Here is a 12,783-nt window from a genome sequence, read left to right on the forward strand (position 1 = left end):
AGGTCAGGAGACGAGGGCGACGCGCCCGATCTCCGGCAGGTTCTCCTTGATCCGCTTCTCGATCACCGCGGTGACGGTGGCCGAGGCGCTGGAGCACCCGTTGCAGGCGCCGGTGAGGCGGATGTGCACCTCGGCGGTGCCGGGCTGCCCGTTGCCGGCGAGCACGGTGACGACCTGCACGTCGCCGCCGTCGCCCTGCAGGAACGGCCGGATCTCGGTGATGACGTCCTCGACCTGCGCGCGCAGCTGCGCGTCGGCCTCGGCCCGCTCGGGCTCGTCCGGCGTCCCGAAGCTGTTGCCGCAGCCACAGGAGCTGGAGGCGTTCGGGTTGGTGAAGGTGAAGCCGGAGGAGGTCAGCGACTCCACGTAGTCGATCCGCAGGCCACGGAGGTGACCGATCATCGAGTTGTGGATGAAGACGTCGAAGCCGTCCTCGTTGATGACGATGTCGTCGCTCTCCGCGCTCGGCGTCAGCGCCAGGGCGTAGGTGAAGCCGGAGCACCCGCCCGGGTTCACCCCGACCCGCAGGCCGAAGCCGGCCGTCTCGGAGCTGCCGCCGATCAGGGAGCGCACCTGCTGGCGGGCCCGCTCGGTCAGTTCGATGGTGCTCGGGGCGAGGGTCATGACCGGGCTACCTCCAGGTCGGCGCCGTCGGTGTGGGCGCTGTCGGTGCGAGAGCTGTCGGTGCGGCAGCCGTCGGTACGGGAGCCGCTGGCGTGCTCGGCACCATGGCCGGAGCAGCCACCGTCCCGGCCTCCCTTCCCGGCGCCAGCTCCGGAGCAGGAGCCGGCGCCGGGCCGGACGTGGACCGCGAACGCGAACGGGTCCTCGTCCATCAGGTCCGGGTCGAGCAGGTCGACGTCGACCAGCTCGCCACCGCGAACCTCAAGGTCCAGCTCAGCGGCGACGTCGGTCGGGGAAGTACCGGCGTCGCCGGAGCCGTCTGTGGGGGCGGCCGCGGTACGCGCCGCCGTGATGCGGGCGCCGGCCGCGGCAACAGCCGTCTCGATCAGTTCGTAGACCTCGATCGGTTCGATGCCGGCGTCCGCCAGCGCGTCGTACGGACCCGGGCCGATCTTGCTGCACAGGACTGCGGCACAGTCGGAGAGCATCGCGATGGTCTTGTCGAGCACCGAGGCGCCGTCACCGCATTCGGACGGGCCCTCGCAGTAGCGCTGGACGTCGCGGGTCTGGACGAGGCTGGCCCAGTTGCGCCCGGCCTCGTAGATCCAGAACTCGCTGGCGTGCCCGAAGTGCTGGTTCACCACGCCGCTGCCCTTGGTGGCGACGGCGACCAGGACGGTGTCGTCCGGCTTCGGGCCGCTGTCGGTGATGCGCAGCGTCTCGCGCTCGGTGCGGTTCTCCGCGCGCGACCGCTCGATCTCGGCGTGCACGGCCTGCCGGCCGGCGAGGTCGTAGGCGATCTCGCGGCCCTGGTAGGTGTCCGGGGTGAACTCGTCGCCGCGGTCCTCGCCCAGCATGCCGACCGCGTCGGCCCGGCACTGCCGGCAGTGCCGCATCATGTTCATGTCGGCGCCGTCGACACCCGCGCAGCTGTCCTGCAGGGCCTTGAGCTCCTGGGCGGTGGGGCCGCGCTGGCCGGCCAGACCGAAGACGGTGCCGTGCTCCGGCGCCGAGACCAGCGGCATCACGTTGTGCAGGAAGGCGCCGAGCCCGCGGACGGTCTGCGAGACCTCGACGAGGTGCTCGTCGTTGACCCCGGGGATCAGCACCGAGTTGACCTTGGCGAGGATCTTGCGCTCGGCGAGCATCGCGAGCCCCTCGAGCTGGCGCTCGGAGAGGATCTTCGACGCCTCCCGCCCGGTGTACTTCTTGCCCTTGTAGGCGACCCAGGGGTAGATCCGCTCGCCGACCTCGGGGTCGATCATGTTGATCGTGATCGTGACGTGGTCGACGTTCAGGTCGGCGATGCGGTCGACGTGGTCAGGCAGGGTGAGCCCGTTCGTCGACAGGCACAGCTTGATGTCCGGGCAGTCCCGCGCGACCAGTTCCAGGGTGCGGAAGGTGCGCTTCGGGTTGGCCAGCGGGTCGCCCGGGCCGGCGATGCCGAGCACGCTCATCTGCTTGATCTCGCTGGCGACCAGCTTGACCTTGGCGAGAGCGTCCTCGGGGGTCAGCAGGTCGCTGGTGACGCCGGGCCGGCTCTCGTTCGCGCAGTCGTACTTGCGGTTGCAGTAGTTGCACTGGATGTTGCAGCCGGGCGCCACCGCGACGTGCATCCGGGCGTAGAACTGGTGTGCCTCGGCGCTGTAACAGGGGTGGTTGGCGATCTTCTCGGCGATCTCCGGGTCGGTCGCCGGAGCGCTGCTGCCGCAGCTCGTCTTCGACGCGCAGCCGCCTCCCAGTGCCGCCGGGGCGGCGGACGCGGCGGACTGGCTGGGCACAGGCGCCGCCGGCGCGGTGGACAGCACCGGGAGCGCGACGGGCTCGCTGGTCACGACAGCCCCTCCTCCTCATCGGTGGTCCCGCTGGTCACGGCGGCGCTGCTGTCAGCCGCGGAACTCGTGGCGTGGACGGCTTCCCCGTGGCGGGGCTCACCGTCCCGGTCATGGGCGTCAGCGCCGCCGGACGAGGATGCGCGGGGGTCCCGGGGCGCGGCCTCGAGCTCGCGCTCGAGGGCGCCGACGACCCTCCCGTTCTCGAACGCGACGGCGTAGACGACGTGCTCCTGCAGGTAGAGACCGACGTTGATGACCTCGCCGCGGGTCCCCGGCTCGACCAGGATCTGGCCGGTGGCGATGTCCGGGTCCGGGAAGGTCCCGTCCTGGCGCAGCGCCTTGGTGGTCGCGACAACATCTCCGACATCGAAGGCGGACCTCATCAGCTCTGCTCCTTCCCATCTGGTCCCGCGGCTGCGGAGTGCTCGATCGTGATCGCGGACATCGGGACGAAGGCGGTGGGCTCCGGCGCGCGGTCCTTGAGGACCTTGAACAGCCGGTGGTCCAGGGCCGTCGCCGTCGTGAAGGCGTCGTAGGCGCGGATGAGCGCCGCCCGGTAGTCGCGCAGCAGCTCCTCCGGCTCCGGCGACCCGGCCGCATCGCCGTGCAGGGTGGCGATCTCGTCGGCGAAGTAGCGCAGGATGTGCAGCCGGTTCACGGCCACCACCCGCGGGTCGTAGTCGACGTCGAGCAGTTCGAAGTACTGCTCGGCGGTCGAGCAGCGGCGGAACTCGGCGAGCTGGCTGGCTGAGGTGGTCACTGCCCCGCCCCCTTCGTCGCGCCGTTCGGCGACCCGTTCCCGGTGCTGGCGCGCAGTTCGCCTTCCAGCAGCGCGATCTCGGCGTAGGCGTCGTAGGTCCGGCGGGCGAGGTCGAGGATGTTCTCCCAGCCGAGCGGCAGTTCCTCGGAAAGGTCGTGCAGGTCGAGCTTGAGCTGGGATGCCTTGCTGTTCAGCTTGCGCAGCCGGGTCCGCACGGCGGCCGCGTCGGTTCCGGTGCTCGTCTCAGGAGTCATCGCGGGCGACCTCCTTCCACTGGTCGACGTGCTTGACGGCGGCGGTGACGAAGGCCTCGCCGCGGGCGCCGAGGTCCTCCAGGGTGTTGAACCCGAAGCGCTGGACGTCCCGTAGGACGTCGGAGAGCACCACGAGCCGGCCGGCGAAGATGACCACCCGCCCGAAGCCCTCGTGGTTGAGGTCGAGAACGGTCGTCGTGACGGCGCCGGTCGCCTTCTCGATCGAGGCGGCGACCGCCTGGTAGAAGGACCGCACCCGCCCCTCGACCAGCGCGTCGATGTCGCAGGCGATGGCGATCTGGCGCCGCTGCTCCCTGGTCAGGACGAACGGGCTGAGCAGGGCCTCGTCGGGGAGCCGGTCGAGGTTGCCGTAGGTGTCGCCGGCGCGGAGCTGGTCGACGAGGTCCCGCAGGAACCCCTCGGCCTTTGCGCCTGCCGCGTCTGCCGGTGCGGTCATGCCGTTCCTCCCATGGTCGTCGAGGTCGACGTGGCCGAATCCGACGGGGACGGCCCGGAGGAGACCGGGGTCCAGACGGGAACTTCCTGCGGGACGTGCGCCCGCAGGATCTTGCGCAGCCACGGTGGCGGGCTGCCGGCGAGCACGTCGACGAACTTGGTGAGCAGGCCGTCGATCGGGGTGCCCTTGGGGACCTTCATCGGGTGGATGCGGGCCTTGATGACCTTCGCCGCCGCGGTCCCGCCGATGTCGGAGACGTTGAGGATCGCGCAGTCGGTGACGGCCGCGAGCCGCGAGGCGATCTTGTCCTCCTCGTCGTCCTCCGCGGGGCCGAGCTCCCTGGTCTCGAACAGGCGGTAGCCCTCGGGGCCGACCTCGTACACGTCGAACCGGCGGCACCAGCCGAAGTGCTGGTCGACGGCGCTGCCGTCACCGGTCGCGAAGGCGATCTTCAACATGAGGGCTCCTGGCACAGAACGTCGAGCTCGTCGAACGGGTCGATCCGGTGCTGGCTGACGTCTCGGCGCCCAGCGTGGTGGTCCCGGTGCGGGTCCATGCGGTGGTCCGCGTCGTGGTGGTGGTCGAGCAGCCGGTTCGCGGCGTCCACGAGGAGCCGCAGGCTGCCGGCGTACCCGGCGGTCGTGCGCAGGGTGGCGCCCAGCCGGTCGTAGATCGGGAAACCGACGGGCAGGTGCGGGGCGCCGATGCGGTCGGCGACGGCCCGCACGTGGCTGGACCCGATGAGCAGCTCCGCGCCGCCGTCCACGGCACGTTCCTCGAGGTCGGTCAGATCGCCGATGACGATCTCGTCCCAGGGTGCCGTGGCCAGGACGGGGGCGTCCGTCGGGGAGACGGCCGCGACGATCTCGGCACCCACGTCGTGCAGCAGGGAGCCGACGGCGACCAGGGCCTCCGGCTCCATCGCCAGCGCGATCCGGGCCCCGCCGAGGCCGAAGTGGCTGTCGAGCAGCCCGTCGGCGAGCCGGGCGCGGGCCCGGCGCACCTCGTGGCTGGGCCCGCGCCCCGACCGGGCCATCAGCTCGGTGACGAGGGCGTCCACCGCCCGCAGCCCGCTGAGGTGGTCGAAGTGCACGAGATCGGCGTCGGTGCGGGCAGCCAGGTCGACGCCGGCCTCGGCCGCGGTGGCCCCGACGGTGATCACCAGCCCGGCACGGTCGAGGCGGCGCAGCGCTGCCAGGCCCGTGCCGCCGGTCGTCGTCGGCTGCCAGGACGGCGCGAGGTGCCCGTCGAGCGAGCCGGACAGATCCGGCACGAGTACCGGGGCCAGCCCGAACCCGCGGATCAGGGCGCCGAGCTCGTCGAGGTCCGCCGCCGTCAGCGACGGGCCGACGAGCACCGCGACCGTGTCCTCACCGCGGCCGCTACCGCTACCGCGGCCGCTGCCGCTGCCGTGCCTGGCGTCGTCCGCGTCGGGCCCGTCGAACGGGACCGCGCTGACCAGCGCCCGCAGGGCCGCCGACCAGCCGTCGGACAGGCCGCCGATGAAGTCGGGGGTCGACACCCGCACGATCAGCGGCGCGCCCTCGGGGGTGGTGTGCTCCATCATCGCGATGTACTGGCGCATCTGGCCGGCGACGTCCTCGCCGCTGACCTCGGTGACCCCGGTGGTCAGCAGCCCGATGATCTCGGGGCGCTGCTTGGCGCGGATCGCGTCGAGGTGCACGACGAGCTCCTCGCCGCTGCCCAGGACCGCGGTGACCTCGGTGATGCCGGTGGTCTGCAGCGGGATGGGCTCGTTGAAGTGCCGGGTCAGCAACGCCTTCGCGAACGAGGCGCAGCCCTTGGAGCCGTGCATCACCGGCATCGCGCCGGCCAGGCCGAGGAAGACGAGCGCGCCGCCGAGGGGCTGGCTGAACTTCAGCGGGTCCAGGCCGGCCCGCCGGGTGGTCGTGACGACCCGGGCCATCACGCCACCCCCGCCGGGTCCCAGGGCGCGGGCGCGCGGACCTGCTCCCACACCGGGTTGGTGATGGCCAGGTCGAGGCGCCGGGCCAGCTCCACCGCACCGCGGTAGCCCGCGTAGGGGATGTGGCGCTCCTGGTTGATGTCGAGGAAGGGCAGCCGGCCCTTGAGCGCCGTGTACTGGTTGCGGCCCCCGGCGACGAGGATGTCCGCGCGGGTCTCCTCGGCGATGCGCAGCAGCTCGCGCGGGCTGCCCTCGGTGACGATCTTCGCCTCCGGGCCGAGCAGCTCCTGGATCTTCTCGACGTCGCCGTCGGAGCTCTTGGTGATGCCGTTCGCGACGACCTCGACGCCCAGGTCCTGCAGCGCGGAGACGATCGACCAGCTCTTGACCCCGCCGGTGTAGAGGACGGCGCGCTTGCCGGCGAGCCGCTCCCGGTAGGGCTCCAGGGCCAGGTCGACGGCGGTCTGCTCCAGCTCGATGAGCTCCTCGGCTCGCTCGGCGAGCTCGCCGCCGCCGAGCGCCTGCGCGAACTGGCGCAGGGTGTCGTTCATCGCCCGGACGCCGTAGAAGCTCCCCTCGAACCAGGGGATGCCGTACTGCTCCTCCAGCCCGCGGGCGAGCCCGAGCAGGGCCCGGGAGCAGACGACCATCGTCGCGCGGGCCCGGTGGGCGGCGGCGACGTCGGCGTACCGCGCGTCCCCGCTGATGCAGGCCCGGACCCGCAGGCCCAGCTTCGACAGCGTGGGCAGGACGTCCCACAGCTCGCCGGCGATGTTGTACTCACCGACGAGGTTGATGTCCAGGTCGGTCACGTCGGGCGGTTCGACCGTCCCGATGACGTGCTCGAGCAGGGCCTCCCCGGCGAGCTTGTTGCCGAGGTTCTTGTTGCCGACGAATCCCGGCGCGTGCACCGGGATGACCGGCACGCCGGTGTGGGTGGCGGCCGCGGCGCACACCGCGTCGAGATCGTCGCCGATCATCGCGGTGACGCAGGTCGAGTAGACGAAGACGGCCTGCGGCCGGTGCCGGCGGGCGGCCTCGATGATGGTGTCGAACAGGCGCTGCTCGCCGCCGAAGATGACGTCCTGCTCGCCGACGTCGCTGGTGAAACCGCGCCGGTAGAGGTCGGGTCCTGACGACAGGCTTCCCCGCCCGTCCCAGGAGTTTCCGGCGCAGGCGATCGGGCCGTGCACGACGTGGGCGCTGTCCACGATCGGAACCAGGGTGATCAGCGCGCCGTCGAAGGTGCAGCCTCCGCTGGTACCGCCAGGCGTCGGCTTGGGGCAGCCTGCCTTGCGCTCCTTGGCGGACTTGTCGCGGTTGTGGTCACAGGCCGGTTCGGTGAAAAGTGTTGCGCGGTCAGTGGCGGCCATGGCGATCTCTCCGCTTGGGGAGGGGCGTTCCCTCGGTGAGCTGGGTGAGTGGCCGTTCGCCGGAGGTTGTGGCCGGCCGGCTGGGGCCCCGGCCCGGCAACGGGCGGGGCGTCGGCCGCATGCGACGCGGGGGGCGCGGTCCCAGCGCGCGGGCCGGGGCCCCGGCCGAGCGGGGGGTGTGGGGCCACAGCCGACCGACCACCGGGAAGGCCGTGCGTTCCGTCCGGGGGATGCCGGATGCTCAGGAGGCATCCCCCGGGCGGGACTCAGCGCACGGCGTCGAAGCTATGGTCAGGACTGGTGCGGTCCAGCTCGTCCAGCACGGTGTTGACCAGCTGGGTGAGCAGGTGCAGCCCGCCCTCGTATCCCACGATCGGGAAGCGGTGCAGGTGGTGCCGGTCGAAGATCGGGAACCCGACCCGCACCAGCGGGACGTTCGCCTCCCTGGAGATGTACTTCAGGTAGGTGCTGCCGATGAGCAGGTCGACCGGCTCGGTGAAGACCAGCGACCGCAGGTGCCACAGGTCCTTCTCCGGCCAGACGGTGGCCGCGTCGCCGAACTTGCTCGCCGCCAGCACCTTCTCCATGCGGGGCTTGAAGTCCTTGTCGGCGTTCGTGCTGAGCAGGTGCACCGGGACCATGCCGAGCTCGAGCACGAACCGGGTCAGGGCGATGACCAGGTCGGGGTCGCCCGCGATGGCGACCCGCTTGCCGTGAAGGTAGGCGTGCGAGTCGGTCAGGGCGTCGACCAGCCGGCCGCGCTCGACGGTGAGCTCGGCCGGGATCTCCAGGCCGGTGAGCCGGGCGATCTCGGTCAGGAACTGGTCGGTGCCGCGGACCCCGATCGGGGTCTCCAGCACGACCGTGTCCTGCTTCCACACTTCCCTGATCAGTTCGACCGTCTTGCGGGTGGTCGTCGTCTGCAGGGCCACCGTGGCACGGCTGAACTTGGCCGTGGCGGCGTCCGCGAGGCGCGTGCCACCCGGGTAGAGGTCGTACTCGCCGGTGGCCGGCGAGTCGAGCGCGGCGGAGTGGTCGCCGAGGATCAGGGGGTCGACCCCCATCAGCTCGAGGATCCGCCGGTACTCGCGCAGGTTGCCGATGTAGGTCTCGAAACCGGGGATGATGCTCAGCCGAGGCTTCCCACCGGTCTCCGGCTCCTTGGCGTCCGGAGTCTTCGTCAGGTTCTCCAGAATGCCCTTGAGCATGCTGTCGTACCCGGTCAGGTGCGATCCCACGAAACTCGGCGTGTGGGCGTACGGCACCGGGTAGTCCTGCGGGATCACCTCCTGCTCCTTCGCCGCGCCGATGTAGGCGAAGAGGTCCTCGCCGATGACCTCGGCCATGCAGGTGGTGCTGAGCGCGACCATCTTCGGCTTGTAGAGCGCGTTGGCGTTACCCAGCGCCTCGACCAGGTTGCTGAGACCGCCGAAGACCGCGGCGTCCTCGGTCATGGACGTGGAGGCCGCCGGGACGGGCTCCTTGAAGTGCCGGGCGAAGTGGCTGCGGAAGTAAGCAACGCAGCCCTGCGACCCGTGCACGATGGGCAGCGTGCCCTCGAACCCGAGGCCCGCGAGCACCGCGCCGAGCGGCTGGCAGGCCTTGGCCGGGTTGACGGTCAGCGCCTCCCGGGCGAAGTTCTTCTCCCGGTACTCCCAGCCGCGGGTCCACTCCAGAACCCGGGTGACCTCGGCGGCGTCGCTGCCGTTCTCGAACTCGCCCTTGCCCTCGAACTGCTTCTGGTAGACCTCGTCCTTGAACAGCTCGCTGTGGTCGAGGACCTTCAGCGGTATGTGACTACCTGTCTCGGGAGTTGTCGTCACCGGACATCCTCCTTTCTACCGTGACTGATGACCACCGGCGGTCGCCGGCGGAGCCGATCTTCGGGTCAGAAGACCTCTCCAGCCTTGGACCAGGGGGTCTCCATGAGGTCCCAGGTCGGGCTGTTGATCGCGATGTCCATGTCGCGGGCGAAGACCGCGAAGCCGTCCACGCCGTGGTACGGCCCGGAGTAGTCCCAGGAGTGCATCTGGCGGAAGGGAATGCCCATCTTGTGGAAGACGTACTTCTCCTTGACGCCCGCACCCATGAGGTCCGGCTTCATCCGCTTGGCGAACTCCTCCAGCTCGAACGCCGTCGGGTCGTCGTAGAGAACGACGCCTTCCTTGAGCTCGGCGTACGTGCGGGTGTAGTCGTCCTTGTGCGCGAACTCGTAACCGGTGCCGACGACCTCCATGCCGAGGTCCTCGTAGGCGCCGATCGTGTGGCGGGGGCGCAGGCCGCCGACGGCGAGCATGACGCGCTTGCCGTCGAGGCGCGGCTTGAACGCCGCCGTGATCTCGTCGAAGCGCTTCTGGTAACGCGCGATCGCAGCCTCGGTCTTCGCCTGGATCGTCTCGTCGAACTTGGCCGCGATGGCCCGCATCGAGGTGATGATCTTCGTCGGGCCGAAGAAGTTGAACTCGATCCACGGAGTGCCGTAACGCTCCTCCATGGTGGTGCAGATGTAGTTCATGGAGCGGTAGCAGTGGATCAGGTTCAGCTTCGACAGGTGCGTCGAGGCCATCTCGTTCAGCGTGCCGTCACCGGACCACTGGGCGATGACCCGCAGGCCCATGTCCTCGAGAATCCGCCGCGAGGCCCAGGCGTCGCCGCCGATGTTGTAGTCGCCGATGAGCGCGACGTCGTACGGGGTCTCCTTGAACGACTCGCCACCGGTGCCGAGCACGTGGTCACGGACGGCGTCGTTGGCGATGTGGTGCCCCAGGGACTGGGAGACACCGCGGAAGCCCTCGCAGCGGACCGGGATGACCGGCTTCTCGAGCTTCTTCGTCGCGGTGCGGGCCACGGCCTCGATGTCGTCGCCGATCAGACCGATCGGGCACTCGGACTGAATCGACATGCCCTTGGCCAGCGGGAACAGCTCGTTGATCTCGTCGCAGACCTTCTCCAGCTTGGGGTCACCGCCGAAGACGATGTCCTTCTCCTGGAAGTCCGTGGTGATCTGCATCGCGGCGAAGTTGGTGACGCCCCAGGGGCCGCGGGCGTAGTTACGCCGGGTGGCCCAGGAGTACTGGCCGCAGCCGACGGGGCCGTGGCTGATGGTGACCAGGTCCTTCACCGGACCCCACACCACGCCCTTGGAGCCGGCGTAGGCGCACCCGCGGATCGTCATGACTCCGGGGCGGGACTTGATGTTGGACTTGACCTCGCACTCCTTCGACCCCTCGGGGTCGTTGGCCTTGATGTGCTTGGCCCGGAACTTGGCCGCCTTCGCGGGGTAGTGCGACAGGACTTCGGCGATCATCGCCTCGGTCTCGGCCCGCGGCGGGGTCGGCGTCGTCGTCATGATCGGGACCTCATCCTCGACGGTTTCAGAGCCGGTGATCGGAGTCAGGCGATGGTCGCGTCGGCCTTCTTGCCGATGACGCTCTCGTCTTCCTGCGCCATGATCCCGAACTCGATGAGGAGCTCCTCGAGCTCGTCCATGGTGATCGGAGTCGGGATGGTCTTCATCTCGTTCTCGTCGATCTTCTTGGCCAGCGCGCGGTACTCGTCGGCCTGCGAGTTCTTCTCGTCGTACTCGATGACCGTCATCCGGCGGAGCTCGGCGTGCTGCACGACGTTGTTACGCGGGATGAAGTGGATCATCTGGGTGTTGAGACGGCGGGCGAGCTCCATGATCAGCTCGTCCTCGCGGTCGGTCTTGCGGCTGTTGCAGATGAGGCCACCGAGGCGGACGCCACCGGAGTGCGCGTACTTGAGGATGCCGCGGGCGATGTTGTTCGCCGCGTACATCGCCATCATCTCGCCGGAGGTCACGATGTAGATCTCCTGGGCCTTGCCCTGGCGGATCGGCATCGCGAAGCCACCGCAGACAACGTCACCGAGGACGTCGTAGGTGACGAAGTCGAGGTTCTCGTAGGCGCCGGCCTCCTCCAGGTACGTGATGGAGGTGATGACACCGCGGCCGGCGCAGCCGACACCCGGCTCCGGGCCACCGGACTCGACGCACTTGATGCCCCACTGGCCCTCGACCAGGACCTCGTCGAGCTCCAGGTCCTCGACGGACCCCTTCTCGGCAGCGAGCTGGATGACCGAGGTCTGGGCCTTCGAGTGCAGGATGAGGCGGGTCGAGTCAGCCTTGGGGTCGCAGCCGACGATCATGACCCGACGGCCCATCTCGGCCATGGCAGCCATGGTGTTCTGCTGGGTGGTGGACTTGCCAATACCACCCTTGCCGTAGAACGCGATCTGGCGCATTGCTTTCTCCTCCTGGAGCCTGGGTACGCAGGTGCGGTTTCGCACATTGCGTCCCGCGGGCCGGATATCGGTCGCGGTCGTGGCCCCGGACCGAATGGGCGTTGGTAGCTCGTCCGCCCGGCTTGCCGCGATGTCTAGGAACCGTAGGACGCATTCATTTCGGAAGCATGTACGTCGGTAACTGGCCCGTTAACATGAAATCGAGCCTCTGACCTGCGAGAAGAACTCCCAGGAAAGAATGTAGAAAAATCCACGGGAAAATTCTGAGGAAAAATTTTTCCGGCCGACCACGAAGGAGGCCGCGACCTGCACGTGCGGCGGCACGAGCCTTAGCAGAAGTGCCGGCACAGGACTCGCCGGGGATCCCCGCACGGTGCCGGATCCGGTTTCCCCCGGATCAGCGCCCCGTTAACCGGGAGTATCCTCGCTGGTGACCGCCTCGGATATCCTGGCCGCGATATGACGTGAAACACAGAACTACGGAGCGAAGATATCCGCCTACTGCCGCATCTGCGTCGACCTGAACCGACGACATCCGCATTTGCGGAATGCCATCACCAACCGATCCGCGTTCACGGTGGATTGTTGTCCCGACTACGGGTTCCGGGAGCCACAGCCCTCGTCGCGGCACCCTCCGCGGGACATACCCGGAAGCGGGTCACGACGGGATTTACGTCTCGGAAACCAGGCCCGACCGGCGGTTCTGGACCAGGCCCGGTGGGTCGGATAGCGTTGCCTCGCGCACACGGGGATAAAAGCACCTGGCAACACCGGCCCGACAACATCGGCAGACAGCACCAGAGAAGAGCTCGTGCCCATCCGCAGCGGTACCGAAAGCCAGGACGGTAGGAAGTGACGGAAGCTCAGGCCGTCGACGCCTGGTCCGGCTCGCCCATCTCATGGGAAGACCTGCGCACCGCGGTCGTCGGCAACAACGGTGTCTATCGCATCGACATGGCAGTCCTGCGGGAGATAGGCGGTTACGGCCGGCTAGGCAACAATGTACGGCAGATCCTCAGCCGCAAGCTCGCCGGAGTCGGCCTCGGCCACCTCCCCGCCGAGCTGCCCTCGTATCAGGACAAGCAGGTCCTGTTGTACCAGTACGGCACCCCGGCAGCGGAGATCGTCGAGGCGCTCAGCGAAGGTGCCTCCGACGGCGCGGAGTCAGCGTTGCTCCGGCTGAACTCCTCACAGGATCTTGCCAAGGTGCGGGACGCCTCGATCAAGGCGGTCGAGCTCCTGTCCATCCTCAGCGAGCGGTGCAAGGACTGCATGGGTCCCCTGCACTGA

General features: G+C 69.2%; 13 protein-coding genes. 1 reads left to right on the forward strand and 12 read right to left on the reverse strand.

The annotated features are described in order from the left end of the window. Positions 1–3 precede the first annotated feature (3 nt). The 12 genes from B207_RS0113500 to nifH all read right to left on the reverse strand — a co-directional run bounded on the left by B207_RS0113500 (position 4) and on the right by nifH (position 11,493). Positions 4–624 carry an iron-sulfur cluster assembly accessory protein gene (locus B207_RS0113500; protein WP_018637079.1) on the reverse strand — a complete coding sequence of 207 codons (621 nt, stop codon included), beginning with the start codon at positions 622–624 and terminating at the stop codon, positions 4–6. Further along, positions 621–2,459, reverse strand: coding sequence for a nitrogenase cofactor biosynthesis protein NifB (gene nifB / locus B207_RS0113505; RefSeq protein ID WP_018637080.1), 1,839 nt, complete (start codon positions 2,457–2,459; stop codon positions 621–623). Before nifB ends, B207_RS0113500 begins: the two co-directional genes overlap by 4 nt. Next, on the reverse strand, positions 2,456–2,842 hold the full coding sequence (locus B207_RS0113510; RefSeq protein ID WP_018637081.1) for a nitrogen fixation protein NifZ: 387 nt from the start codon (positions 2,840–2,842) through the stop codon (positions 2,456–2,458). Before B207_RS0113510 ends, nifB begins: the two co-directional genes overlap by 4 nt. Continuing rightward, positions 2,842–3,219 carry a nitrogenase-stabilizing/protective protein NifW gene (nifW, locus tag B207_RS0113515; RefSeq protein WP_018637082.1) on the reverse strand — a complete coding sequence of 126 codons (378 nt, stop codon included), beginning with the start codon at positions 3,217–3,219 and terminating at the stop codon, positions 2,842–2,844. The genes B207_RS0113510 and nifW overlap by 1 nt, the downstream gene beginning before the upstream one ends. After that, positions 3,216–3,473, reverse strand: coding sequence for a CCE_0567 family metalloprotein (locus B207_RS0113520; protein WP_018637083.1), 258 nt, complete (start codon positions 3,471–3,473; stop codon positions 3,216–3,218). Before B207_RS0113520 ends, nifW begins: the two co-directional genes overlap by 4 nt. Next, positions 3,463–3,930, reverse strand: coding sequence for a NifX-associated nitrogen fixation protein (locus tag B207_RS0113525; RefSeq protein ID WP_018637084.1), 468 nt, complete (start codon positions 3,928–3,930; stop codon positions 3,463–3,465). The genes B207_RS0113520 and B207_RS0113525 overlap by 11 nt, the downstream gene beginning before the upstream one ends. Further along, entirely contained in the window at positions 3,927–4,388 is a 462-nt protein-coding gene (gene nifX, locus B207_RS0113530; protein WP_018637085.1) for a nitrogen fixation protein NifX, read from the reverse strand. The genes B207_RS0113525 and nifX overlap by 4 nt, the downstream gene beginning before the upstream one ends. Then, positions 4,382–5,857 (reverse strand): nitrogenase iron-molybdenum cofactor biosynthesis protein NifN, encoded by a 1,476-nt coding sequence (nifN, locus tag B207_RS0113535; RefSeq protein WP_035740611.1) that lies wholly within the window; start codon positions 5,855–5,857, stop codon positions 4,382–4,384. The genes nifX and nifN overlap by 7 nt, the downstream gene beginning before the upstream one ends. Continuing rightward, positions 5,857–7,230 carry a nitrogenase iron-molybdenum cofactor biosynthesis protein NifE gene (nifE, locus tag B207_RS0113540; RefSeq protein ID WP_018637087.1) on the reverse strand — a complete coding sequence of 458 codons (1,374 nt, stop codon included), beginning with the start codon at positions 7,228–7,230 and terminating at the stop codon, positions 5,857–5,859. The genes nifN and nifE overlap by 1 nt, the downstream gene beginning before the upstream one ends. Before the next feature lie 266 nt (positions 7,231–7,496). Beyond that, the gene (gene nifK / locus B207_RS0113545) at positions 7,497–9,053 is read right to left on the reverse strand and encodes a nitrogenase molybdenum-iron protein subunit beta (protein WP_018637088.1); all 1,557 of its coding nucleotides are present in this window, start codon (positions 9,051–9,053) and stop codon (positions 7,497–7,499) included. Positions 9,054–9,118: 65 nt separating this feature from the next. Beyond that, positions 9,119–10,579, reverse strand: coding sequence for a nitrogenase molybdenum-iron protein alpha chain (gene nifD / locus B207_RS0113550; protein ID WP_018637089.1), 1,461 nt, complete (start codon positions 10,577–10,579; stop codon positions 9,119–9,121). 44 nt (positions 10,580–10,623) lie between these two features. Then, positions 10,624–11,493: a nitrogenase iron protein gene (gene nifH, locus B207_RS0113555; RefSeq protein WP_018637090.1), complete on the reverse strand. Its 870-nt coding sequence runs from the start codon at positions 11,491–11,493 to the stop codon at positions 10,624–10,626. Between the two features lie 852 nt (positions 11,494–12,345). On the opposite strand from nifH, the gene B207_RS0113560 reads away from it, so the two are divergent. After that, positions 12,346–12,783 (forward strand): hypothetical protein, encoded by a 438-nt coding sequence (locus tag B207_RS0113560; protein ID WP_018637091.1) that lies wholly within the window; start codon positions 12,346–12,348, stop codon positions 12,781–12,783.

The organism is Parafrankia elaeagni, from assembly GCF_000374165.1.
GTDB classification, from domain to species: domain Bacteria; phylum Actinomycetota; class Actinomycetes; order Frankiales; family Frankiaceae; genus Parafrankia; species Parafrankia elaeagni.

Bases quoted from the DNA above. Each gene is read 5' to 3' on its own strand.
- nifX (WP_018637085.1), bottom strand. From the start codon at position 4,388: ATGTTGAAGATCGCCTTCGCGACCGGTGACGGCAGCGCCGTCGACCAG.
- nifN (WP_035740611.1), bottom strand. From the start codon at position 5,857: ATGGCCCGGGTCGTCACGACCACCCGGCGGGCCGGCCTGGACCCGCTG.
- nifD (WP_018637089.1), bottom strand. From the start codon at position 10,579: ATGACGACGACGCCGACCCCGCCGCGGGCCGAGACCGAGGCGATGATC.
- B207_RS0113525 (WP_018637084.1), bottom strand. From the start codon at position 3,930: ATGACCGCACCGGCAGACGCGGCAGGCGCAAAGGCCGAGGGGTTCCTG.
- nifH (WP_018637090.1), bottom strand. From the start codon at position 11,493: ATGCGCCAGATCGCGTTCTACGGCAAGGGTGGTATTGGCAAGTCCACC.
- B207_RS0113520 (WP_018637083.1), bottom strand. From the start codon at position 3,473: ATGACTCCTGAGACGAGCACCGGAACCGACGCGGCCGCCGTGCGGACC.
- B207_RS0113500 (WP_018637079.1), bottom strand. From the start codon at position 624: ATGACCCTCGCCCCGAGCACCATCGAACTGACCGAGCGGGCCCGCCAG.
- B207_RS0113510 (WP_018637081.1), bottom strand. From the start codon at position 2,842: ATGAGGTCCGCCTTCGATGTCGGAGATGTTGTCGCGACCACCAAGGCG.
- nifE (WP_018637087.1), bottom strand. From the start codon at position 7,230: ATGGCCGCCACTGACCGCGCAACACTTTTCACCGAACCGGCCTGTGAC.